Below are 24398 nucleotides of genomic sequence, written 5' to 3'. Positions count from 1 at the left end.
TTTTTACGAGGAAGAATATGACACAACAATATAAGATTGAAACATTACTCGCGCAAGCAGGCAATCGCACAGATGAAAGAACCGGTGCCGTTTCCACACCAATTTTTCTTTCCACTGCCTATGGCCATCATGGTATTGGTGAAAGTACTGGTTATGATTATACCCGAACAAAAAACCCAACCCGTACCGTTTTAGAAGAAACTATTGCAAAATTAGAAGGCGGTGAAAGGGGCTTTGCTTGCGCCTCAGGTATGGCTGCTATTCAGTTAATTATGCAGTTATTTGCTTCTCCAGATGAATGGATTGTCTCTAGTGATGTATATGGCGGTACTTATCGTTTATTAGATTTCGCCTATAAAAATACGCACGGGGTGAAACCTGTTTATGTCAATACAGCCTCTCTTGATGCCATTGAGCAGGTCATTACGCCAAACACCAAAGCGATTTTTGTGGAAACCCCTTCAAATCCGTTAATGGAAGAATGCGATGTGCCAGCTATTGCTAAATTGGCGAAAAAACATAATTTGTTACTTATTGTTGATAATACATTCTTAACGCCAGTACTCTTCCGTCCTTTAGAATGTGGCGCAGATATCGTGATCCATAGTGGCACAAAATATCTTGCCGGGCATAATGATGCGTTAGTAGGTTTAGTCGTTGCCAATGGGCAAGAATTATGTGATCGTTTATTCTATATCCAAAATGGGGCGGGCGCTGTGCTTTCACCATTTGATAGTTTCTTAACCATTCGCGGAATGAAAACCTTAGCATTACGTATGGAACGCCATCAAAAAAATGCTCAAGAATTAGCGAAATTCCTCGCAAGCCAACCACAAGTGAAGGATGTACTTTATCCAAATAAAGGCGGAATGCTCTCTTTCCGTTTGCAAGAAGAGTCTTGGGTAAATCCGTTCTTAAAAGCAATTAAGCTCATTACTTTTGCTGAAAGCCTTGGCGGTACAGAAAGTTTCATCACCTACCCTGCAACCCAAACGCATATGGATATTCCAGAAGCAGAACGTATTGCCCGCGGTGTGTGTAATTGCCTGCTACGTTTCTCGGTGGGATTGGAAGATGTGGAAGATCTCAAAGCTGATCTATTGCAAGCCTTTGCCCAATTAAACTCATAAAACGGAGAAAAGATAATGAAAGTCGCTGTTTATAGTACCAAAAGCTACGATCGTAAATATTTAGAATTGGTCAATGTGAAATACGGCTTCGAGCTGGAATTTTTTGATTTTATGCTCACAGAATCGACAGCGAAAATGGCGGAACATTGCGATGTGGTGTGTATTTTCGTGAATGACGATGGCAGTCGAAAAGTATTAGAAAAACTCGCCGCACTTGGCGTAAAAATGGTGGCGTTGCGTTGTGCTGGTTTTAATAATGTCGATCTCAAAGCAGCACAAGAATTAGGCATTCAAGTGGTTCGTGTGCCAGCCTATTCACCAGAGGCGGTGGCTGAGCATACCGTTGGTTTAATGCTAACGCTAAACCGTAAAATTCATCGTGCTTATCAAAGAACAAGAGAAGCGAATTTCTCTCTTGAGGGTTTAACCGGCTTTAATATGCACGGACGCACCGTTGGCGTGATTGGTACAGGAAAAATCGGCATTGCGGTAATGCGTATTTTAAAAGGATTTGGTATGCATATTTTGGCTTACGATCCGTTTAAAAATCCTATTGCAGAAGAATTAGGCGCAGAATATGTTGAATTAGATGAATTGTATGCAAAATCACATATTATCACTTTGCACTGCCCTGCTACGCCAGAAAATTATCATCTACTCAATCGTGATGCCTTTGCTAAAATGCGTGATGGGGTGATGATTATCAATACAAGTCGTGGAACATTGATTGATACACTAGCCGCAATAGATGCGTTAAAACAGCGTAAAATTGGCGCATTAGGAATGGATGTGTACGAAAATGAACGTGAGCTATTCTTTGAAGATAAATCAAACGAAGTGATTCAAGATGATGTCTTCCGACGTTTATCATCGTGCCATAATGTACTTTTGACAGGGCATCAAGCATTTCTTACCGAAGAAGCGCTAACCAGTATTTCTAATGTTACCTTAGAGAATATTTATACCTTGCAAACAGGTAAGCCTTGCCCTAACCTAGTGTTACCTTCTTAACTTTTAACAATTGAACTGATTAGTGTGAGCAACTTGATTTTATGCTATGATGCCCACACTTTAGCAATCACGCCAATATGGCTAGAAACAAAAAATAAGGAAAATAAAATGAGTGAAGTATTACATACTACTGACGCCACTTTCGAGGCAGATGTTTTAAGATCTGATGTCCCTGTATTATTAGATTTTTGGGCGCCTTGGTGTGGTCCTTGCCGTATGGTTGGCCCTATTCTTGATGAATTAGCTGCAGAACTTGGTGATAAAGTCAAAATCGTAAAAATTAACATTGACGAAAACCAAGCAACCCCTGCCCAATTTGGCGTTCGCAGTATTCCAACATTATTAATGTTTAAAGAAGGAAAAGCTGTCGCAACACAAGTAGGTGCATTACCAAAAAATCAATTAGCGGCATTTATTGCACAAAATAGTTAATTTCCTCTAAAAAATAACCTCATCAAATGATGAGGTTATTTTCACTTCAATAGTAGAAATTTTACATTCTCTCTCTTGCTTAACTTGGCAAAGTTCCCCAAATTACACAAAATTTATCTACTTCAAACGCTCTTTCAACCAATGAAAAAATGTATCGCCATTCATAAATCCTGTAATTCGAGCGGATTCAATTTCATTACCTTGCTGATCAAAAAAGATAAGGGTTGGTAACCCTAGCACATTTAATTTTTCCATTAATGCTTTGTTTTCATTGCTATTTTTTGTCATATCAACTTGTAACAATAAAATATTGTCAAACGCCTGCTGAACCTTGGGATCAGAAAAAGTGTATTTTTCAAATTCCTTGCACGCCACACACCAGTCAGCGTACAAATCAAGCATAGCAAAAGTGCGGTCGTTTTTTTGCAAGATTTTTTGCAGCTCTTCATAAGTACTTACTTTTTGAAAAGTATTTTGATGAGTGTTTGTTACTTGCACTAAATCAGGTTCAGCCCACAGCCACCCTTGCAAGGGCTTAACCAACATCATTGCTAAGATGAAAAAGCCAATACGCAACACCCAGCCAATGCCTCGCCCCTGTATTTGCAAGCCTGCCCATAAGCAGAAAGACACACCAAGCAACGCCCATAAGCGGTTTTCCCAGATTTCGGGCAAAATGCGAGAAAGCAGGAAAACTGGCAAAGCAAGCATAACAAAGCCGAAAATCACTTTCACTTTGTCTAACCAATCACCCGATTTTGGCAAGATTCGGTTGCCGAAAACCGTGGCTAGAATCAATGGCACGCCCATTCCTAAGGCAAGTAAATAAAGGGTAATCGCGCCCGTAAATAAATCACCGCTTTGCGCGACATAAAGTAATGCCCCCGATAATGGCGCGGAAGTGCAAGGTGATGCCACAAGTCCTGCGATCATTCCCATTACAAAAACGCCACCAAACGCGCCCCCCTTTTGTTTTTGGCTTAATAAGGTCAGCTTTGTTTGCAATGATGAAGGCAATTGTAAGGTGAATACACCAAACATTGATAAGGCAAGCAAAATAAAAATCAACGATAAACCGATTAGCACATAAGGACTTTGCAGTGCAATTTGAAACGGCAAGCCTATCGCAGCCACCGCTAAACCAAGCAAAGTGTAAGTCAATGCCATTCCTTGTACATAGGCCAAACTCAAGCCTAAGGCACGCACGGTGCTTGGGCGTTGCCCGCTACCAATCACCACCGCGGAGAGCAACGGTAACATTGGCAATACACAAGGGGTAAATGCCAAACCAACGCCTAATAAGAAAAAACCAAACACAGCATATTTGCTTTCAAAGAGACGTTGCGCCAAAGATTGCTGTTCATTTAATGCTGGCATAAGTGCGGTGTTTTTGGGCGAAGATTTTTCTACTAAATCTAATGATGAAGGCTGCCATTGCACAATTTTGGTTTCTGGCGGGTAACAAAACCCTTTGGTGCAACCTTGGTAGGTCACGCTAACTGTGTGTGGTGTTGTTGATGAAATCGGCACAGTTAAGGCTAAATGATTACGGTAAATTTCCGTTTCACCAAAAAATTCATCTTGATATTTTTCTGCGGGTGGAAACGGTAAATGTGCGACTTTTTGTTCCGCTTGTTCAACTGAAATTTCTTTTTTATAAAGATAATAATCGGGTGCAATTTGCCATATTAACTGCAAATTCTCCCCATTAGATTGGGTAGAAAATTGAAACGCCTCATCCGCGTGCAAAAATCGCGGTTTGCTATCAAACAGCCCTGCCTGTGCCACAAGTGCGGTACAAAAACAAAACAAAAAGGTAAAAATCTTTTTCATTCTCGCTTACTACCCTGATTAAATATTAAAACATAAAGCTCATTTGTGTGGGCTTATTCTAGCACAGTATCAACAGGCTAGATGGATAAAAAGTCTTGAGTTCTTTCACTTTATCTTATTTTCTTCGCTTACCTTCACCTTACTTAATTCTTAAAGAAAAATAAGAGTTGATAATCGTTATTATTTGATATAGTATGCCCACCTTAGTTATTTCGCAATAAAAAATAAGAGGCTATCAAATGAAAAAAGGAATTCATCCTGAAAATTACCGTACGGTACTTTTTTATGACAGTAACGCCAAACAAGGCTTTTTAATTCGTTCTTGTGCCAGAACTACACAAACGATGAAATGGGAAGATGGCAAAGAGTATCCCGTATTTATGTGTGATACCTCCTCTGCCTCGCACCCATTTTATACTGGCAAAACAAGACAAATTAATAATGAAGGCAGAGCAAGTAGCTTCCTGAACAGATATAGCAAATTCGGCTCACTCAAATCAAAATAAGGAGACATTATGCAAGTCCTTTCCTCATTAAAAACCGCAAAAACACGCCATCCTAAATGTAAAGTGGTTCGCAGACACGGTGTTGTTTATGTCATTTGCAAAGAAAACCCTCGCTTTAAAGCACGACAAGGTGGAAAAAAGAAAAAGCGTTAATTATTTGTAACATTGTTTATCCATATCGCCCTCTAAGTTTGCTAGAGGGCGTTTTTTTCTTATCGCCTTAAATCCATTAAACCTATGATTTAGATCATAAAATTAAACAGAATTCACCACTTATACTTGTTACAATAATGTTGCAATTATACAATGGCGAACTTAGAATACCTCAGAATTATTAGTTTAAATCGCCAATAAAAATTGGAAAGGAAGACGTTAATATGGTTACAGCAAAAGTTTTGATCGTTGAAGATGAAGCCATTACAAGGAACACGCTAAAAAGCATTTTTGAAGCAGAAGGATATGACGTATTTGAAGCCAATGACGGCGTACAAATGCACAACATTCTTTCCAGCCAAGAAATTAATCTTGTCATTATGGACATTAATTTACCCGGCAAAAATGGACTAATGCTTGCACGAGAATTGCGTGAAACAACCAACACCGCATTAATGTTCCTCACAGGGCGTGATAATGAAGTGGATAAAATCTTAGGCTTAGAAATTGGCGCGGATGATTACATCACCAAGCCATTTAATCCAAGAGAATTAACGATTCGTGCGAGAAATTTATTACAACGCACTATGGCTGAAAACACCAAACACACCTCTCAACAAGTGGAACAATATCGTTTTAATGGCTGGACGTTAGATCTCAACAGCCGCACATTGATTAATCCAGAAGGTGAAGAATACAAACTACCACGTAGTGAATTCCGTGCGATGTTACAATTTTGCGAAAACCCGGGGAAAATTCAATCTCGTGAAGAATTATTGAAAAAAATGACTGGGCGTGAACTAAAACCGCAAGATAGAACCGTGGATGTAACCATTCGCCGCATTCGTAAGCATTTTGAAGATCACCCTGATACCCCAGAACTTATCTCCACCATTCACGGTGAAGGATATCGTTTTTGTGGGGAAATTGAGGCATAAGATAAGCGAATTTTTTAAGTGCGGTATAAAAATAAAAATTTTTCCACCGCACTCATTTTTTGCTTTCTCTTCAAACGGCTTGCCTTTACTAATTTCCACTAACCCCTTAAAATGCTCCAAAATTTTTCTGGTATCACATAATGAACTCCTTAAAAACCCTTTTTATTCCTTTAATCATCAGTTTGTTACTGGCTGGCTGTGCGCTTGATATTGATGAGAACCGCCCAACCAATGTGCAATATATTGAAAAAAACGACCGCACTTGGCAGCAACATTTGCAACAAATTCAACAAATCCAAGCCTATCACGCAGAAGGGCAAATTGGTTATATCAGCACCAAACAGCGCTTTTCTACTGCCTTTGATTGGCAATATCAAACCCCCACCGCCTATACACTGGTGCTTTCTTCCGCCCTAAGCCGCGCAAAACTTACCTTCAAAATGCACGCGCAAGGTTTAACCATTTCTGATGAAAAAGGTAATCAGCGTTCTGCAAAAGATGCGCAACGATTATTACGTGAAATTATCGGAATGGATATTCCTCTCACCCAACTGGCCACTTGGCTAAAAGGGGAACCAAACAATCAGCAAGATTACAACGTAGGGACAAACCATTTGCTGGCGAACTTCACTTATCGCATAAATGGTGAACAATGGACGGTAGATTATTTAAATTATCACCAAGAACGCTCGCCCGCCTTGCCGAGAGATATTTTGCTAAAAAACGCCCAACAAACCTTAAAAATTCGCGTTAATCATTGGAAATACTAATGAAAAATTATCATTTTTCCACCGCACTTTTAAATCCACCAAAAAATGGACGATACCGCTTTCCTAGCCCTGCAAAATTAAATTTGTTTCTTTATATTAATGGACGCTTGGAAAATGGTTACCACGAATTGCAAACCCTGTTCCAATTTCTGGATTTTGGCGATTGGCTAGACATTGAGGTAAGGGAGGATTCACAGATTCTTCTCTCACCAGAGATACCTCAATTAAAACAAGAAGAGAATCTCATTTATCGTGCCGCGCGTTTACTCCAACAGCATACAGGTTGCCAACTAGGCGCGAAGATTCACTTGGATAAAATCTTGCCAATGGGAGGCGGCGTTGGCGGAGGCTCATCAAATGCGGCGACGACACTGGTAGCACTTAATACGTTGTGGAATACCCAATGCTCTCTTAAAGACTTAGCGGAATTAGGCTTACAACTGGGGGCAGATGTGCCAATCTTTGTTCACGGTAAAGCGGCTTTTGCTGAAGGAGTAGGAGAAAAAATTGATTATTGTCATCCACCAGAAAAATGGTATGTGGTGCTAAAACCTGAGGTTTCTATTTCAACAGAGCTTATTTTTCAAGATCCTCATTTGCCACGCAATACCCCCAAAAAGCCTCTTTCACAACTTTTAGCTGAAAATTATACAAACGATTGCGAAAAAATTGTGCGAGATCATTATCCAGAGGTTGAAGAACTACTAGGCTGGTTGTTACAATATTCCCCCGCAAGACTAACGGGAACAGGGGCTTGTGTTTTCGCAGAATTTGACGATGCTCAATCTGCTCAAGCAGTATTTCTAAATAAGCCAAAAGACTGTTTTGGTTTTGTTGCACAAGGAGTGAATGTTTCGCCATTGCATCAAGTGATGAAACATTTATTCAAATAAGATCAATATGTTACACATTCTTCCATCTAAAATTCTGAGGTTAATTTTACAATGCCTGACATAAAACTTTTCGCTGGTAATGCAACGCCAGAACTAGCAAAACGAATTTCTGAACGCTTATATCTCTCACTGGGTGATGCCACTGTGGGACGTTTTAGTGATGGAGAAATTCAAGTTCAGATCAATGAAAACGTGCGTGGTAGTGATGTTTTCATTATTCAATCAACCTGCGCGCCAACAAATGACAACCTAATGGAATTACTTGTGATGGTTGATGCCTTACGCCGTGCATCAGCAGGCCGTATCACTGCGGTAATCCCTTATTTCGGCTATGCGCGTCAAGATCGCCGTGTACGCTCTGCTCGTGTTCCAATCACGGCAAAAGTCGTGGCAGATTTCTTATCAAGCGTTGGGGTGGATCGCGTTTTAACTTGTGATCTTCACGCGGAACAAATTCAAGGTTTCTTTGATGTACCAGTGGATAACGTATTTGGTTCCCCAGTGTTAATTCACGATATTTTAAAGAAAACCGATCTTGAAAATCCAATCGTTGTTTCGCCTGATATTGGCGGTGTGGTTCGCGCTCGTGCAGTTGCTAAATTGCTCAACGATACCGATATGGCAATCATTGATAAACGTCGTCCGAAAGCGAATGTCGCACAAGTAATGCATATTATTGGTGATGTGGCTGGACGTGATTGTATTCTTGTTGATGATATGATCGATACAGGGGGAACGCTATGCAAAGCAGCGGAAGCCTTAAAAGAACGTGGTGCGAGACGTGTCTTTGCTTACGCAACCCACGCAGTATTCTCTGGGTCAGCCGCGAAAAACCTTGCCAGTGATGCCCTTGATGAAATCGTCGTAACCGACACAATCCCACTTATTCCTGAAATCAAAGCGTTAGGTAAAGTGCGGGTGCTTACGCTTTCAAGTATGCTTGCTGAAGCCATTCGCCGTATTAGTAACGAAGAATCGATCTCTGCAATGTTTAGCTAGTTGCATAGATACACAAAACAGAAACAACAAAACAAAAAGCTGATTACATTGTAATCAGCTTTTTTTTCATCAATATCTCAGTGCTTAAAAATTGACATTATCCCCACAGGTTCAGCGAGTTAGCCTTGATAATGCCCTACACCAAGTTCATCTTCCTTGCGCGTGCGGTTAATCACGGCTTGTGGGGATTGCACGACACGCAACCCCATTTGATCTTCGGTACGCACAACATCACCACGCAGAGAGTTGGTGAATACATCGGTGATTTTAATATCAACAAACTTACCAATCATATCTGGTGTTCCGACAAAATTCACAATCCGATTCGTTTCAGTTCGACCAGTCAATTCCATAATATCTTTTTTAGAGGGGCCTTCCACTAACACGCGCTGTTCTGTGCCAAGCATTGCTCGGCTAAATTGTGCCGCTTGATTGTTAATGCGTTGTTGTAGCACATATAGGCGTTGTTTTTTCTCCTCTTCGCTCACATCATCAAGAATATCCGCTGCTGGTGTTCCTGGACGTGCAGAATAGATGAAGCTAAAGCTCATATCGAAATTTACTTGTGCAATCAGATTCATTGTATCTTCAAAATCTTGCTCTGTTTCGCCGGGGAAACCAACAATAAAGTCAGAGCTAATCTGAATATCCGGGCGTACTTTGCGTAATTTGCGAATAATGGATTTATATTCTAATGCCGTATGCCCACGCTTCATTTGATTTAGAATACGATCTGAACCACTTTGTACAGGTAAATGTAAAAAGCTAACTAATTCAGGGGTATCCGCATAAACCTCAATAATATCATCCGTAAATTCAATCGGGTGGCTCGTGGTAAAACGCACACGATCAATGCCATCAATCGCCGCCACTAAACGCAATAATTCAGCAAAAGAACAAATCCCCCCATCGTGCGTTGGCCCGCGGTACGCATTCACATTTTGCCCTAATAAATTCACTTCACGTACGCCTTGTTCGGCTAGCTGTGCGATCTCAAATAGCACATCATCTAGCGGACGGCTCACTTCTTCCCCACGGGTATAAGGCACAACACAGAAAGTGCAATATTTATTACAACCTTCCATAATCGACACAAAGGCCGTTGGCCCTTCAGCACGCGGTTCTGGTAAACGGTCAAATTTTTCAATTTCAGGGAAACTCACGTCCACCACGGAACTTTTCCCGCCACGAATCTGATTGATCATTTCAGGCAGGCGGTGCAAAGTTTGTGGGCCAAAGACAATATCAACATAAGGCGCACGGCTACGAATATGCTCGCCTTCTTGTGAAGCCACACACCCCCCCACGCCAATCACTAAAGCAGGATTTGTTTTCTTTAATTCTTTCCAACGTCCTAACTGATGAAACACTTTTTCCTGCGCTTTTTCACGAATAGAACAGGTGTTTAACAGCAACACATCTGCTTCTTCAGGAATCTCAGTTAATTCCAAACCATGTGTACTATTTAATAAATCTGCCATTTTTGAGCTATCATACTCATTCATCTGGCAGCCCCACGTTTTAATATGTAATTTTTGCGTCATAATTTGCTTTAAAATCGTTTAACCTGTAAAAATCAACTGGCTATTTTACCGACTTGTGCGAATGGTGGCTAGTTAAAATAATCTTTTCTTTTGAATTTTACTCATAAAAGGTAAACTAACGGGCAATGAAAAAGGTCTGTGCGGTATAAAAATAACGAAAAAAACCACCGCACTTTTAGCTAGAATAAAAAGAGGCAAAAATGGATACACAACGCGATGTAATTATTGTTGGTGGTGGAATGGTAGGCGCCGCTTGTGCCGTGGGATTAGGGCAACAAGGATTAAATGTGCAACTGATTGAAAGCGCGCCCTTACCAACCTTTTGTGCAAACTCGCCTTATGATTTACGCATTTCCGCCATTAGTCTTGCCTCAGTGCAATTATTGCAACAATTACAAAGCTGGCAATATATCGAAAAAATGCGTCTTTGTCCCTATCGAGCCTTAGAAACGTGGGAAATTGATGGGTTTTCGACCTACTTTCATTGCGAAGAATTAGCGCATTCCGAACTTGGTTATATGGTAGAAAATAATGTTATCCAGCTTGGTTTATGGCAAGCCTTTTCATCACTTGAAAACGTGCAAAGTCGCTTACAAGCGAAAATAGAACGTGCAGAAAAGTGCGGTGAAAATTGGCAGATTTTTTTAACCAATGGCGAACAGTATTCCGCCCCTTTAGTGATTGCCGCAGACGGGGCAAACTCGCAACTTCGCCAAATAGCTGGCATTGGTGTAACTGGCTGGCAATATAGGCAAGATTGTTTATTGATTTTAGTGGATACGGAATTGCCACAACAAGATACCACTTGGCAGCAATTTTTCCCTTCAGGCCCAAGAGCCTTTTTACCCCTCGAGGGGAAACAAGCTTGTCTTGTGTGGTATGACAGTCCTGAAAAAATCAACCAGCTGAAACAATTATCCAAAGAAAAATTAGCCCAAGCCATTGAACAAGCCTTCCCTGCTCGATTAGGTCGCATTAAGGTGCAACAAACGGGCAGTTTTGCGCTCACCCGTCGCCACGCTCAACACTATTATCGCCAAGGCATTGTCCTCGTAGGGGATGCTGCCCACACGATAAATCCATTGGCTGGCCAAGGCGTAAACTTAGGCTTTAAAGATGTCAAAGCCCTATTACAAGTCATTGAAAATGCGCGACAAAATCAACAAAATTTGGCTTCTGATGAAGTATTAAAACGCTATCAAAATTTGCGTATGAAAGATAATTTACTGATGCAATCCGCGATGGATTTATTTTATAAAGGTTTTAAAACCGAGTTATTGCCAGTTAAAGTAGCCCGTAACTTAGCCTTATTCCTTGCTGGAAAAGCTACGCCACTAAAAAAACAAGCATTGAAGTATGCCTTGGGATTGTAAGCCTTCATAGGGGGTAAAGGCTGAGTAGTTCATATATAAAATCTTATCTTGTCATAAAACTGTAACATTGTTTGATTACACTCTCCATTGTCAAATCACTGACACAACCATAATGGAGAGAAAATATGAAAAAACCGCTTTTAAAAACCGCACTAATATTAGGATTTTCACTTGGTTTATTCAATGTTGCGCAGGCTCAAACTGTAACCGGTGCTGGCGCTTCATTCCCTTATCCAATTTATGCTAAATGGGCCTCACTCTATGAAAAAGAAACAGGTAATCGAGTAAATTATCAATCCATTGGTTCTGGCGGTGGACAGCGTCAGATTATTGCCAAAACGATTGATTTTGGTGCATCTGATGATCCAATGAAAGCTTCGCTACTTAATGAGCATCAACTTCTCCAATTCCCTGCCATTATTGGTGGAACAGTACCTGTTATCAATATTCCTGATGTTTCCGCTGGTAAATTAAAACTTTCTGGACAGGTACTTGCTGACATTTTTTTAGGAAAAATTAAAAAATGGAATGATCCGGCGATTCAAACATTAAATGCTGATCTCACACTACCGGCGAAAGATATCATTGTTATTTATCGTTCAGATGGCTCTGGCACAACATTTGGCTGGACAAATTACCTCTCCAAAGTTTCCACTGAATGGAAAGAAAAAGTAGGCGAAGGAAAATCTGTAAAATGGCCAACTGGTCAAGGCGGTAAAGGTAATGAAGGCGTAGCAGCTTATGTTGGACAGATTAAATATGCTATCAGCTATGTTGAATATGCCTATGCCAAACAAAATCATCTCGCTTGGGTATCATTACAAAATAAAGATGGCAACTTTGTTCAACCATCAAAAGAAAGTTTTACTTCTGCAGCCGCCAATGCCAAATGGAATGATGTAGATGGTATGGGCGTGGTTCTCACCAATGAATCGGGTGAAAACTCGTGGCCTGTAACGGCAGCAAGTTTTATTTTATTACATAAAACAGCGGATAAACCAGAAGCAACAAAAGGTGTTTTAGACTTTTTTGATTGGGCATTCCAGCAAGGAAAACAAGCGGCAAGCGAGCTTGATTACGTTCCTTTGCCTGATGACGTGGTTAAGCAAATAAAAGCAAAATGGCAATCTGAAATTAAAGATGTAAATGGAAAAGCACTCCGCTAAAAGTGCGGTCTTTTTTACCTAATGTTTTAGGCTTAGGCGCGCCCTAAGCCTTACTATAGATAAAGGCTTGCCTATGAAAAACCTTGAACACAAATGTTATCGACAAAAAATTTTTGAATTTATTTTCCATAATTTAACGCGCATTTTTGCTTTTATCGTACTAATTATGCTTGCGTCAATCCTCGTTTCATTAATTTATGGAAGCTGGGACTCAATCGAAAAATTTTCGCTTGCCTTTTTATGGACAAATGAATGGAATCCCACACAGGATATTTACGGCGCAATTGTTCCCATTGTAGGAACGCTCATTTCCGCATTATTTGCCTTAATTATTGCTGTACCGATTTCTTTTGGTATTGCGACTTTTCTTACTGAACTTGCACCAGAATGGCTGAAAAAACCGATTGGACTTGCTGTCGAAATGCTTGCCGCAATTCCTTCCATTATTTACGGAATGTGGGGATTGTTTGTTTTTGTTCCCTTATTCCAAGAACATTTACAACCTTATTTAATCGAGACGCTAGGTGGCTTGCCTTTTGTTGGTGTTGTTTTTTCTGGCGCGCCCTTCGGAGTGGGGTTATTCACGGCAGGATTAGTTCTCGCCATTATGATTATCCCTTTTATTGCGTCAATAATGCGTGAAGTGTTTTCTGTCGTACCACCAATGTTAAAAGAATCCGCTTATGGGCTGGGTTCGACTACCTGGGAGGTGATTTGGCATGTCGTTTTACCTTATACCAAAACAGGGGTGCTAGGCGGTATTATGCTTGGACTTGGACGTGCATTAGGGGAAACAATGGCGATAACCTTTGTTATCGGTAATTCCTTTAATTTACCTCATTCCGTCTTCTCTCCGGCGACTTCCATTGCCTCAGCAATTGCCAATGAATTTAATGAAGCAGCAGGACTACAAAAATCCTCTTTAATGGAATTAGGGTTAATTTTATTTTTAATTACCACCGTTGTACTTGCCGCCTCACGCTTATTAATTGCACGTATGACATTAAAAGAGGGGAAACGCTAATTATGCAAAATTATATAACAGCACGTTTTAAACAGCGAAAAAGAATGAATAAAATGATGATGAGTCTTGCTATGCTTGCTGTCTTGTTCGGTTTATTTTGGCTCTTCTGGATTATTGCAACATTAGTAACAAAAGGCATTCCTGCTCTTTCAATTAATCTTTTTCTAGAAAAAACACCGGGACCGGGGGAACAAGGGGGATTACTTAATGCAATTATTGGTTCTAGTCAAATGCTTATCGTTGCAATATTGATAGGCTCTCCGATTGGGATACTTGCTGGCACTTATCTTGCTGAATATGGCAAGTTTAGCAAATTAGCTTGTATCACTCGCTTTCTAAATGATATTTTACTTTCTGCCCCCTCTATCGTTATTGGGTTATTTATCTATTCTATCTATGTTGCTCAAGTCAATCATTTCTCAGGTTGGGCTGGTGCATTTGCCTTAGCTGTAATTGTTATTCCAATTGTTGTTAGAACAACTGAAAATATGCTACTTCTTATTCCAAATAATTTGCGTGAAGCAGCCATTGCCTTAGGTTGCCCTCGCTGGAAAGTCATTACAATGATTTGCTATAAAGCAGTAAAATCAGGCATTTTAACTGGCGTTTTACTTGCTGTTGCACGTATTGCAGGGGAAACTGCTCCTCTCTTATTCACAGCGCTCTCTAATCAATTTGTCTCATTTAATATGAATGAACCTATGGCTAACTTACCTGTTGTTATTTATCAATATGCTGCAAGCCCATTTAAAGATTGGAATGAGTTGGCCTGGGCTGGTGCAACATTGATTACCCTCTTTGTTCTCGGATTAAACATTTTTACTCGCCTTTATTTCAGTAATAAAAGAAAATAGGAGCAAGCTATGATTGATATTCAAAATACAAAAATTGACATCAAAAATCTTAATTTCTACTATGGTGATTTCCATGCGTTAAAAAATATTAATTTACGTATTCCTCGTAATAAAGTAACGGCATTTATTGGCCCTTCTGGCTGTGGAAAATCAACGCTATTACGCACATTTAATAGAATGTTTGAACTCTACCCGACACAAAAAGCAACCGGTGAAATTAATCTTGATGGTGATAATCTCCTTACCTCTAAAATAGATATCTCAATTATTCGCGCTAAAGTGGGAATGGTATTCCAAAAACCAACGCCTTTCCCTATGTCTATTTATGATAATGTTGCCTTTGGAATTAAATTATTTGAAAAGCTCAGTAAATCAGAAATGAATGATCGGGTTGAATGGGCGCTCACCAAAGCTGCATTATGGAATGAAGTAAAAGATAAATTAAATAAAAATGGCGATAGCTTATCAGGAGGGCAACAACAACGTTTGTGTATTGCTCGAGGAATCGCCATAAAACCCGAAGTACTATTATTAGATGAACCTTGTTCCGCGCTTGACCCAATTTCAACAATGAAAATTGAAGAATTGATTCTTGAATTAAAACAAGATTATAGTGTTGCTATCGTAACCCATAATATGCAACAAGCTGCACGTTGCTCAGATTATACTGCCTATATGTATTTAGGCGAGTTAGTTGAATTTGGTGAAACAAAAATGCTGTTTGAACAACCTAATGATAAAAGAACAGAAGATTATATTCGTGGTAGAATGGGATAATATCTTCTCTTTTTTAGCACATAAGAATAGGGTTTTATAATGACAATGAAAATATTAGTAATTGAAGATGAACAAGCTATTCGTGAAATGATTGTGTTATTTTTAACTCAACAACGTTATGATGTGATTGAAGCCTTTGATTATCAAAGTGCGGTGAAAAAATTAGAAGAAAATCCGAAACTTATTCTATTAGATTGGATGCTACCAGGCAGATCAGGGGTACAGCTAATCCAATATATGAAAAAAACACCTAAATTTGCTACGATTCCTATTATTATGCTAACCGCCCGTAGTGCCGAGGAAGATTGTATAACCTGCTTAAATGCAGGCGCTGATGATTATGTTACCAAACCTTTTTCACCCAAAATCTTATTAGCCCGTATTGATGCCTTATTACGCCGAACTTACGAACAATCTTCCTCTATATTGGAAATTGATGGTCTAATTCTCGAAACAGAATCTAAACGTGTTCGCTATCAAAACAATGAAATAAATCTCAGCTCAACAGAATATAAATTATTATTATTTTTTATGCAGCACCCAGAAAAAGTATATAGTCGAGAGCAACTTCTTGATTTCATTTGGGGGAATCAAATTTATGTAGAAGATCGGACGGTTGATGTCTATATCCGTCGCTTGCGTAAAGGGTTAGCGCCTTATCATTTGGATCGCTATATTCAAACAATTCGCGGTAGTGGTTATCGTTTTTCTAATCGACTTTGGGAATAAAAATGAAAATTCGTTTATCTTACAAACATATTTTTCTTGAAACCCTTTTAATTCTAAGTTTTTCTTTTATCTTTAGTCTTTTTGCTAAAGATTTTCATTTCTGGTTAGTTATCAGTCTAATTCTTGCTCTTATTTGGCATCACCGCAATGAATTTAAATTATTAGAAATACTTTATCCTAAAGCCAAAGCTAAATCCCAAAGAAGTTTACTAGAATACCTCTCTCCCACCCAAGCCTACTGGGAAAGAAAAAATCGTAAAGAAAAAATCAAAACACTACGTTTACTTTCCAAACTTAATAAAAATATTAAATATCTCCCAGATGGGGTAATTATTTGCCAACAAAATGGAGAAATTAACTGGTGTAATAATACTGCACAAGAAATTTTCTCCTTTTATTGGCATAAAAAAACGCATAAGAATATTTTTAATGTTATTTTCTACCCTGAATTTAAAACTTATTTTCATCATCATATTGATCAACATCCGCTCGTACTCTTTACCACAGATCAACGTTATATTGAAATTAATCTTAATCTTTATGATAGTTCAAAATATCTCGTTATTATGCGTGATGTTACCCAAATTATCCGCTTATTACACACTCGACAAACATTCTTATCTAATGTCAATCACGAACTACGCACACCATTAACGGTACTACAAGGGTATTTAGAATTCTTAGATGAAAATATGAAAAATGAGCCATATTATAAAAAACCACTGCAAACAATGTTAGAACAAACACATCGAATGGCACATTTGCTTGAGCAACTCAGCTTATTAGCCAAAATTGAACAGTCTAATAAACCCCATTATCCCGTTAACCTCTCTAATATATTGGATTCAATAAAGAAAAATCTTGCGATTTTAGGTGATAACTCCCAAAAGATCACTTTCGAGATCACACCTAATTTACAAGTATTAGGTGATGAAGGACAACTACAAAGTGCCACATCAAACTTGATTTATAATGCCATTCAACATTCAGGTAAACATGCCAATATTCATATCAGCTGGAAGCCTTGTGAAGAAGGGGCGAAATTCTGTGTGTCTGATGATGGCATTGGCATTGCAGAAAAACACCTACCGCATTTAACAGAACGTTTCTACCGTGTTGATGAATCAAGAAATAAACAAACTGGTGGAAGTGGTTTAGGGCTAGCTATTGTTAAACATGCTTTAGAACAGCATCATTCAACGTTACTCATAGAAAGCGAGCAAGGAAAAGGCAGTTGTTTCTCTTTTATTATTAAAAACCGTTATTTAGTTAAATAAAGCAATTAAGTATCTTATTACGTCTCAAGATCATATATTTGCATCAAAAAACAACCGCACTTTATCTTTATTTATTCATAGCCTTCACCTAACAGATTCGGCAAAAATTGAGCTTGTTGGATTCGTTTGACACGTGTTTCAATACGTCCATCACTATACAATTCAATTTCACGCCAGCCCGGTTGTAGCGTATCCAAGGCAAAGCTATTGCTATCAGGCTTAAATTGGATACAGGTAGATGGCGTTGCCATTACTTTGTAGCCTTTCCATTCGCTATCTACCGCTTGGTGAATATGACCATATAAAATGCCTTTCACATTATTAAATGGCGATAACGCATAGGCTAAATCTAAAGAATTGCGTAAATTATGCTGATCTAGCCAAGCAGAGTTGGTTGATAAAATATGATGATGTAGCACCACCAAAGAATAACGTTCAGGATAATCTTTTAGCTTGGACAATAACCAATCAATTTGATATTGTCCTAACTGTCCGTGAGGCACACCAAAAACTTGGCTATCAAGCATTAAAATTTGCCAATGTTCGCCAATTAACAAATGTTTGAATGGGTTAATATTGCCATGAGTATGATTCAAAATATCAAACATTTTTGGCTGAAAATCGTGATTGCCGGGGATCCAAAACACCATTTTCTCAAGTGTTTGCACCATTTTACAGAAACGGAGATACCCCTCACTACTGCTATCTTGTACTAAATCCCCTGTTGCAAGGACAAGTTCATAATTAAAATTGCTTTGTTTAATTTCACTTAACACTTGGCTGAAACTGGCTTGTGTATTAATACCAAGTAACTCACCACTTTCATCCTTAAACAAATGAGGATCTGTAATCTGCACCAAACGGACAACTTCTTCTTCCGTTGGGTATGTATAAGTATTCATAAAAATACCCTCTCCTCTTGTTAATTTATAATAATACATCGCTATACGTTACAAACTTCAAAAAAATTTGCATTACCTAAATCTGAAAAATGTTAACTGGATCATAGTTTATGGCTAAATTTCTGATGAAAATTCGATTCAGCTCACATTTTTTTCCATTGTTTCTGCAAATCAAGGTAATTTAGTTGTAGCCATAATAAGCCTGTAACCGCAAGTCCATTATCAATCTTACCATTGCAAATCCATTCATAAGCGGTTTGACGGGGGATCACGTGAACACGAATATCTTCATTTTCATCAGCCAATCCATGAATGCCTTGTGCCTTACCACTATCTACCTTGCCTACAAATAAATGAATACGCTCTACAATGCCACCGGGGCTATCCCAAAACTGCATCACTTCACGCAAATGTTCTACTTGTACGCCTGCTTCTTCTTGGCTTTCTCGTTGGGCGACCTCATTAGGCAACTCACCGTCTTCAACCATACCTGCAATAAGTTCTAATAGCCAAGGAGATTGACTAAGCTGTGGATTATAAGCCCCTATGCGTACTTGCTCCACCATCACCACACTATCCACATCAGGATCATAAGCGACCACCACAGAGGCCGCACCTTTTACGAGCAATTCACGGGTTACCACCCCACTTTCACCACCAGCAAAAAGTTTATGCTTAAAATAGACCTTCTTTAAATTAAAAAAACCGTCATAAAGCGGTTCTTCCTTGATAATTTGAATATCTTGCTGAGTAAATTGTTGCAAATCAGACATAAACAATCCTCGTTATAAATTGTTTGCTAAGAATACGCCAGTTTTTTACAAAAAAAAATGTAATTCTTCTTACTTTTGTTGAAAAATTTGACCTTGTTCACAAAATTTTTTCTTAATAGGCTAACTTTTTCTCAATCGATCTGAACTGACTAAAAATAATGCCACAACCATTAGCAAAATCGATCCAGAAAAGAGTAATGTATTCACTGGGCTAGAATGATCGACAATAATTAATCGCACCATTGCAGTAATTCCGATATATAAAAAATAGCGTAACGGAAAATGATAGTCAGTTTTAAAATATTTCACGATCAGGGCAAGAAACTCAAAATATAAAAAATACACAACGATTTTTTCGACCAACAAATAGGAGGCTTCTTCTGAATGCTCAAATAGCACTAATGCTAAGCCATAGGTTTCTTTGGCAAGAAAAATTACCAAAATTAAGGCAAGAATTAATAAGGAAATGTTTAATGTCCACTGTAAAAGCGAAGAAATTGCTTGTGGGAAATAATTTTTTTCATTCATCGTGATTCAATCAAATAAAAAAGTGAGTAAAAATTTGTGGTAGGCGTTCAATCAGTAAAGCTTTTCCTGCCACCTCTTCATCTTGCCAAGCTTGCAATAATATTTCAGGGCTAAACATTTGGCGAGCCTGCTCGGCTAAAGGTAAATAGCTAATATGCCAAGGTTCATCGCCAATCTGCAAACGTGCTGGCATATTAGAAAAAGGGAAATAAAAATCAAAGGTTTGTACATTTTCTTGTAACCATTGACTCAGTTCCGCAAAATATCCCCCTTGTTCATATTCCCAAGGCTCTAATTGTAACTGCTGATGTTGGGGTAATAAATGAGGATCAAAAACATCAATTTCAGTTCCCCAATGGTGTCGACTTCCGCCCGGTAATGCTGACCAGCGTAAAATGGCTTGACACTTTTGCCAATCAGAATAATTCGCTAGCGCTAAGGCTTCCCCCTGATCATTATGCACCTTTCGTTTTCCTTCAAATTTTTCATTCCAAATTCGCTGTTGTCGCTGAAAATCCCGAAAACTACTGGCAGGCTGTAAATTAAAGCCATTTTTGACCGCACTTTGCTGTAATGCTTGAAAGGCCTTTACCGCATCAGGCTGAAGGAAATGTTGAAGCGAAAACGGACAAGGTAAAGAAACTAAATGCTCACGAGATTTTCCCGTGAGCATCGCAGATGTTAATGTTTTTGCCATAACTTCTCCTTATTCCGCATTTAGCAAATTGATGAGCATTTGCTGATACACATCACCTAATGTGGCAAGATCTTGGCAACTTACACATTCGTTGACTTTATGAATCGTGGCATTTAATGGCCCAAGTTCCACCACTTCGGCGCCCATTAAGGCGATAAAACGGCCATCGGAGGTGCCACCTCCCGTTTCAAGTGCGGGGGTAATTTTGGCAATTTTTTCTAAGCTATCCACGACAGCATTCACTAATTTACCCAGCTTTGTTAAAAAAGGTTTACCCGATAAATTCCACTCAATGCGATAATCAAGTTGATGCTTTTCTAGCATTTGCTTTACGGTTTGCTTAATCAGCTCGTCCGTTACTTCAGTGCAATAGCGTAAATTAAACTGCACATAAAGCTCGCCGGGGATCACATTATTACTGCCTGTTCCTGCTTGAATATTGGCGATTTGTAAGCTAGTTGGCGGGAAAAATTCATTACCCTGATCCCATTGGTAAGTGGTTAATGCTTTTAAAAAATCAACGGCTTTATGCACGGGGTTATCCGCTAAATGAGGATACGCAACGTGTCCTTGTACACCTTGAATATAAAGGTTACCTGTAATCGAACCACGGCGACCATTTTTTACTACATCACCTAATTTTTCAGCACTTGAAGGCTCACCAACTAAACAATAATCAATCAGTTCACCTCGTTCCATCAGGGTTTCCACCACGCGTACTGTACCATCTTTTGCCGCTGCTTCTTCATCAGACGTAATTAGCAATGCAATCGTTCCGGGGTGATTTGGATTGGCTTTCACATATTGCTCTGCTGCCACCACCATTGCGGCTAATGAGCCTTTCATATCAGCTGCACCACGTCCATAAAGCATATCATCAACAATTTGTGCGGAGAAAGGGGGATAATCCCATTGCGTTTCATCACCCACTGGCACCACATCAGTATGTCCTGCAAAGGCAACCACAGGGCTTGTTGAACCGTGTTTTGCCCATAGATTTAATGTATCATTAAAAGGTAGCCATTCAATCTCAAAGCCCAATGCTTCTAAGCGCGTAGCAATAAGTTGCTGACAACCTCGGTCATCTGGACTAATAGAAGGACGTTGGATCAACTGCTGTGCTAAAGTAACAATTGTGTTTTTCATTATTTAACCTTTCTTATTTACCAAAAGCCTTTGCGTATGCTGCAACGTCAAAACCGATTAACGCAATGTTATCTTGTAAAATAATTGGACGTTTAATTAGCGTAGGCTGCTCTGCTAATACCATAAGTGCGGTGCTTTTTGATAGATTTTTTTTCACCTCTTCCGCTAAATTACGCCAAGTAGTACTGCGTTTATTCAGCAAATTTTCCCAACCAAATTGGCTTTCTGCTTTTTCCAACCAAGCCTGTTCTAATCCCTCTACACGATAATCGTGTAAACGATGTTCAATCCCATTATCTATTAGCCATTTCAAGGCTTTTTTCACTGTATCGCAGTTTTTTATACCATAAACTGTAATCATTTTTTGTCCTATGTCCTTTTTATTAGCTAACGGGCGGACACACAGGCCCGCCCTTACATATTAATTATTCATTTATCAAAATATTCTTTGTAACAAAATTCTGTTTAGCAAACCTTAATCAAACGAATGTTACCACGCAAAATCTCGCCTAGGGGCGGACCTATCTGCCCTTAAAAGTATTATTTCAACAAATATGCTTTTAATGTCGCAAAATCATTGTCCATTTCATCAGAAAGTAATGGCAATTTATTGTGTTTATCCAACGCTTCAGGTAATGGAAGTTCAAGGGATAAAATTCGTTCGACACTTTCTTTGAATTTTGCTGGATGTGCGGTACAAAGGAATAACCCCGTTTCTCCCGGTTGTAAATCTTGTTTCAATACGCCATAGGCAATTGCACCGTGTGGTTCACATAAATAGCCTTGGTTATTCATTGCACGTAATGTTTGTTCGGTCTGTTCATCATTCATTGCCGTAGAATGAAGATCAGATAATCCCCAATGATTGCGTTTAAATAACTCTTCTACACGTGGCCAGTTATTCGGACGACTCACATCCATCGCATTGGATAAGGTTGCAACGGTGTCATTTGGCGCCCATTCGCCAGTGCGTAAATAACGTGGTACCGTGTCATTCGCATTAGTTGCGGCGATAAAACGTTTAATTGGTAATCCCATTGTTTTAGCGATTAATCCTGCTGTAAGGTTACCAAAATTGCCACTTGGTACAGAAATCACAAGATTTTCACGCGCTGCTTTAGGAAGTTGCGCCACCGCTTCAAAATAATAACAAACTTGTGCCAATAAACGACTAATATTAATTGAGTTGGCTGAATTTAAACCAATCGCTTGACGTAGCTCCGCATCATCAAATGCTTGTTTTACTAAGGCTTGGCAAGCATCAAAATCACCATTAATGGCGATAGTACGAATATTTCCACCTAGGGTACAGAATAATTTTTCTTGTAGTGGGCTGATTTTTCCTTTTGGATATAAAATCACCACATCAATATTTTCTAAACCATAGAAAGCGTGCGCCACTGCTGCCCCTGTATCGCCTGATGTTGCCGTTAAAATGGTGATTTTGCCATCTCCACGCACAGTCGCGAGCGCTTGTGCCATAAAGCGTCCACCAAAATCTTTAAATGCAAGGGTAGGTCCATGAAATAATTCTAAAGCATAAATATGATCTTCAACTTTTTCTACTGGTGCAGGAAAAGTAAAGGCATTTTTAACCATTTGGGCCAATTTATCCGCTGGAATTTCATCACCAATTAACGCCCCTAGAATTTTTTGACTACGCTCAACAAGCGGTAAATCAAGCAAAGCATCAATATTATCTAGGTGCGGAATAATTTGCGGAAAAAATAAGCCTTGATCTTTGCCTAATCCTTGACGAACTGCCTGTGCGAAATTCACTTGTTCTTCGGGATGTTTGATGTTATATAAATTCATAATTAATCCGTTTGATTTTGTCTAAAATTTTTTATCTTTGATAATTGATAACAGGTTTCGCTGGTTAAGCGATTTAGTTTCTTTTGCTTACCCAAAAGAAGGTAAGCAAAGAAAAGGGAACCTGTCCAAACCTCTTTTCTCGTTTTATTGCCATTTGGCAATTTATCTGGGATTTTAGCCCAATTCCCTTGCGCCCTGATTATCTACCTTACAAACATGGACGAAGCCTTCGTTGTTTTGTAAATAATGGTTTTCTAAATAAGTGGCCACTTTACTTGCCGTTCCTAAATCAGGGGCAATAGCAAACATTGTTGGCCCTGATCCAGAAATACCAGAGGCTAATGCGCCCAAATCACGTACCGCTTGTTTTACTTCCGCAAAATTAGGTAATAATGCTTCACGATAAGGTTCTGCAATCACATCTTTCATCATATATGCAGCGAGTGCTTCTTGCTGTGTATGACAAGCGTGAACAAAACTACCTAAATGACGACCATGCGTAATCACATCTTGACGTGTGTAGCTCTTCGGTAAAATCGCGCGTGCTTCAGAGGTTGAAACTTCAATACCCGGGTAGGCCAACACCCAATACCAATTGTCAAAAAAAGGTAATTGCTGACAAATATTGCCGAGAGATTGTACCATTAATTGCACCCCACCTAAATAACAAGGGGCAACATTATCATAATGAATTGAACCTGAAATACGCCCTTCCAGTTCCCCCATCATTTCTAAAAGTTCCATTTTAGAAAAAGGCTCATTATGAAATTTATTTAATGCCACCAACGCCGCCACAATAGAACAAGCACTTGAGCCTAAACCTGAGCCAATTGGCATATTTTTTTCCAATGTTAGGCGTAACGGCTTGATTGTGCCATTGCGTAGTTTTAACCGTTCACTAAATAATACATAGGCTTGATAAACAATATTTTTTTGCGGTTCTTTTGGCAATTTACGCACAAAATACCCCGCACTTTCTAATTCAAAGCCTTGCTTGATTTCTTCTATTTGTACGACATCACCCAGTAATGAGCCATCAATAGGTGATACAGCCGCACCCAAAGTATCAAACCCGACACTAATATTCGCACTTGAAGCTGGGGCGTAAATTCGTAACATAAATGCTCC

Annotated in this window: 26 protein-coding genes; 16 read left to right on the top strand and 10 right to left on the bottom strand. The window is 39.2% G+C overall.

The window, feature by feature from the left end:
• The first annotated feature begins 17 nt into the window (after nucleotides 1-17).
• From L5B83_RS06045 to trxA, 3 genes are all read left to right on the top strand, one after another.
• Nucleotides 18-1130 carry a methionine biosynthesis PLP-dependent protein gene (locus tag L5B83_RS06045; protein WP_265777877.1) on the top strand — a complete coding sequence of 371 codons (1113 nt, stop codon included), beginning with the start codon at nucleotides 18-20 and terminating at the stop codon, nucleotides 1128-1130.
• Between the two features lie 15 nt (nucleotides 1131-1145).
• Nucleotides 1146-2141, top strand: coding sequence for a 2-hydroxyacid dehydrogenase (locus L5B83_RS06040; protein WP_265777876.1), 996 nt, complete (start codon nucleotides 1146-1148; stop codon nucleotides 2139-2141).
• Between the two features lie 108 nt (nucleotides 2142-2249).
• Nucleotides 2250-2573, top strand: a complete 324-nt coding sequence (gene trxA / locus L5B83_RS06035; protein WP_250349717.1) for a thioredoxin — start codon at nucleotides 2250-2252, stop codon at nucleotides 2571-2573.
• A 117-nt stretch (nucleotides 2574-2690) separates the two neighbouring features.
• Here the strand turns inward: trxA and L5B83_RS06030 are convergent, their stop codons facing one another.
• Nucleotides 2691-4406: a protein-disulfide reductase DsbD gene (locus L5B83_RS06030; protein WP_265777875.1), complete on the bottom strand. Its 1716-nt coding sequence runs from the start codon at nucleotides 4404-4406 to the stop codon at nucleotides 2691-2693.
• Between the two features lie 239 nt (nucleotides 4407-4645).
• Here L5B83_RS06030 and L5B83_RS06025 point away from each other — a divergent pair, with 239 nt between their 5' ends.
• The 6 genes from L5B83_RS06025 to L5B83_RS06000 all read left to right on the top strand — a co-directional run bounded on the left by L5B83_RS06025 (nucleotide 4646) and on the right by L5B83_RS06000 (nucleotide 8665).
• Entirely contained in the window at nucleotides 4646-4912 is a 267-nt protein-coding gene (locus L5B83_RS06025) for a type B 50S ribosomal protein L31 (protein WP_103852717.1), read from the top strand.
• A 9-nt stretch (nucleotides 4913-4921) separates the two neighbouring features.
• Nucleotides 4922-5065: a type B 50S ribosomal protein L36 gene (gene ykgO / locus L5B83_RS06020; protein ID WP_017806982.1), complete on the top strand. Its 144-nt coding sequence runs from the start codon at nucleotides 4922-4924 to the stop codon at nucleotides 5063-5065.
• A gap of 224 nt (nucleotides 5066-5289) precedes the next feature.
• On the top strand, nucleotides 5290-6003 hold the full coding sequence (arcA, locus tag L5B83_RS06015; protein ID WP_250363410.1) for a two-component system response regulator ArcA: 714 nt from the start codon (nucleotides 5290-5292) through the stop codon (nucleotides 6001-6003).
• Between the two features lie 140 nt (nucleotides 6004-6143).
• The gene (gene lolB / locus L5B83_RS06010; RefSeq protein ID WP_265762700.1) at nucleotides 6144-6773 is read left to right on the top strand and encodes a lipoprotein insertase outer membrane protein LolB; all 630 of its coding nucleotides are present in this window, start codon (nucleotides 6144-6146) and stop codon (nucleotides 6771-6773) included.
• A complete protein-coding gene (gene ispE, locus L5B83_RS06005; RefSeq protein WP_265777874.1) occupies nucleotides 6773-7666 on the top strand; it encodes a 4-(cytidine 5'-diphospho)-2-C-methyl-D-erythritol kinase in 894 nt (297 codons plus the stop codon). Before lolB ends, ispE begins: the two co-directional genes overlap by 1 nt.
• A 51-nt stretch (nucleotides 7667-7717) precedes the next feature.
• Entirely contained in the window at nucleotides 7718-8665 is a 948-nt protein-coding gene (locus L5B83_RS06000; protein WP_250349712.1) for a ribose-phosphate pyrophosphokinase, read from the top strand.
• Nucleotides 8666-8784: 119 nt separating this feature from the next.
• Here L5B83_RS06000 and miaB read toward each other — a convergent pair whose 3' ends face one another.
• Complete coding sequence (gene miaB / locus L5B83_RS05995) at nucleotides 8785-10209, bottom strand: tRNA (N6-isopentenyl adenosine(37)-C2)-methylthiotransferase MiaB (RefSeq protein WP_265777873.1); 1425 nt, start codon at nucleotides 10207-10209, stop codon at nucleotides 8785-8787.
• Between the two features lie 200 nt (nucleotides 10210-10409).
• Here miaB and L5B83_RS05990 point away from each other — a divergent pair, with 200 nt between their 5' ends.
• From L5B83_RS05990 to phoR, 7 genes are all read left to right on the top strand, one after another.
• Complete coding sequence (locus L5B83_RS05990; RefSeq protein ID WP_265777872.1) at nucleotides 10410-11582, top strand: FAD-dependent monooxygenase; 1173 nt, start codon at nucleotides 10410-10412, stop codon at nucleotides 11580-11582.
• A 125-nt stretch (nucleotides 11583-11707) separates the two neighbouring features.
• Nucleotides 11708-12748 carry a phosphate ABC transporter substrate-binding protein PstS gene (pstS, locus tag L5B83_RS05985; RefSeq protein WP_265777871.1) on the top strand — a complete coding sequence of 347 codons (1041 nt, stop codon included), beginning with the start codon at nucleotides 11708-11710 and terminating at the stop codon, nucleotides 12746-12748.
• A 73-nt stretch (nucleotides 12749-12821) separates the two neighbouring features.
• Nucleotides 12822-13772: a phosphate ABC transporter permease subunit PstC gene (gene pstC, locus L5B83_RS05980; RefSeq protein ID WP_265777870.1), complete on the top strand. Its 951-nt coding sequence runs from the start codon at nucleotides 12822-12824 to the stop codon at nucleotides 13770-13772.
• 2 nt (nucleotides 13773-13774) lie between these two features.
• Nucleotides 13775-14626: a phosphate ABC transporter permease PstA gene (pstA, locus tag L5B83_RS05975; protein WP_265777869.1), complete on the top strand. Its 852-nt coding sequence runs from the start codon at nucleotides 13775-13777 to the stop codon at nucleotides 14624-14626.
• A gap of 9 nt (nucleotides 14627-14635) precedes the next feature.
• The gene (pstB, locus tag L5B83_RS05970) at nucleotides 14636-15403 is read left to right on the top strand and encodes a phosphate ABC transporter ATP-binding protein PstB (RefSeq protein ID WP_265777868.1); all 768 of its coding nucleotides are present in this window, start codon (nucleotides 14636-14638) and stop codon (nucleotides 15401-15403) included.
• 39 nt (nucleotides 15404-15442) lie between these two features.
• Nucleotides 15443-16132: a phosphate regulon transcriptional regulator PhoB gene (gene phoB / locus L5B83_RS05965; protein WP_265777867.1), complete on the top strand. Its 690-nt coding sequence runs from the start codon at nucleotides 15443-15445 to the stop codon at nucleotides 16130-16132.
• Nucleotides 16133-16134: 2 nt separating this feature from the next.
• Nucleotides 16135-17409, top strand: a complete 1275-nt coding sequence (gene phoR, locus L5B83_RS05960) for a phosphate regulon sensor histidine kinase PhoR (protein ID WP_265777866.1) — start codon at nucleotides 16135-16137, stop codon at nucleotides 17407-17409.
• A gap of 71 nt (nucleotides 17410-17480) precedes the next feature.
• On the opposite strand, the gene cpdA is transcribed toward phoR, so the two are convergent.
• The 8 genes from cpdA to thrB form a co-directional block, all read right to left on the bottom strand.
• Complete coding sequence (cpdA, locus tag L5B83_RS05955) at nucleotides 17481-18311, bottom strand: 3',5'-cyclic-AMP phosphodiesterase (RefSeq protein ID WP_250349709.1); 831 nt, start codon at nucleotides 18309-18311, stop codon at nucleotides 17481-17483.
• Between the two features lie 143 nt (nucleotides 18312-18454).
• Nucleotides 18455-19084, bottom strand: a complete 630-nt coding sequence (nudF, locus tag L5B83_RS05950; protein WP_265777865.1) for an ADP-ribose diphosphatase — start codon at nucleotides 19082-19084, stop codon at nucleotides 18455-18457.
• A 120-nt stretch (nucleotides 19085-19204) separates the two neighbouring features.
• Nucleotides 19205-19612: a phosphate-starvation-inducible protein PsiE gene (psiE, locus tag L5B83_RS05945; protein WP_250363416.1), complete on the bottom strand. Its 408-nt coding sequence runs from the start codon at nucleotides 19610-19612 to the stop codon at nucleotides 19205-19207.
• A 10-nt stretch (nucleotides 19613-19622) separates the two neighbouring features.
• A complete protein-coding gene (locus tag L5B83_RS05940; RefSeq protein ID WP_265777864.1) occupies nucleotides 19623-20309 on the bottom strand; it encodes a M15 family metallopeptidase in 687 nt (228 codons plus the stop codon).
• Between the two features lie 9 nt (nucleotides 20310-20318).
• Nucleotides 20319-21455, bottom strand: a complete 1137-nt coding sequence (gene dapE / locus L5B83_RS05935; protein WP_265777863.1) for a succinyl-diaminopimelate desuccinylase — start codon at nucleotides 21453-21455, stop codon at nucleotides 20319-20321.
• Nucleotides 21456-21468: 13 nt separating this feature from the next.
• Complete coding sequence (locus L5B83_RS05930) at nucleotides 21469-21816, bottom strand: ArsC family reductase (protein ID WP_265777862.1); 348 nt, start codon at nucleotides 21814-21816, stop codon at nucleotides 21469-21471.
• A 179-nt stretch (nucleotides 21817-21995) separates the two neighbouring features.
• A complete protein-coding gene (gene thrC, locus L5B83_RS05925; protein ID WP_265777861.1) occupies nucleotides 21996-23270 on the bottom strand; it encodes a threonine synthase in 1275 nt (424 codons plus the stop codon).
• Nucleotides 23271-23444: 174 nt separating this feature from the next.
• Nucleotides 23445-24389 carry a homoserine kinase gene (thrB, locus tag L5B83_RS05920; protein ID WP_250363424.1) on the bottom strand — a complete coding sequence of 315 codons (945 nt, stop codon included), beginning with the start codon at nucleotides 24387-24389 and terminating at the stop codon, nucleotides 23445-23447.
• Nucleotides 24390-24398 lie beyond the last annotated feature (9 nt).

The sequence above is a fragment of the Avibacterium sp. 21-599 genome (assembly GCF_026226765.1).
In the GTDB taxonomy this organism is placed as follows: domain Bacteria; phylum Pseudomonadota; class Gammaproteobacteria; order Enterobacterales; family Pasteurellaceae; genus Avibacterium.
The sequence above is the reverse complement of the archived record's forward strand: the minus strand, read 5'-3'. Positions and strand labels throughout refer to the sequence as shown.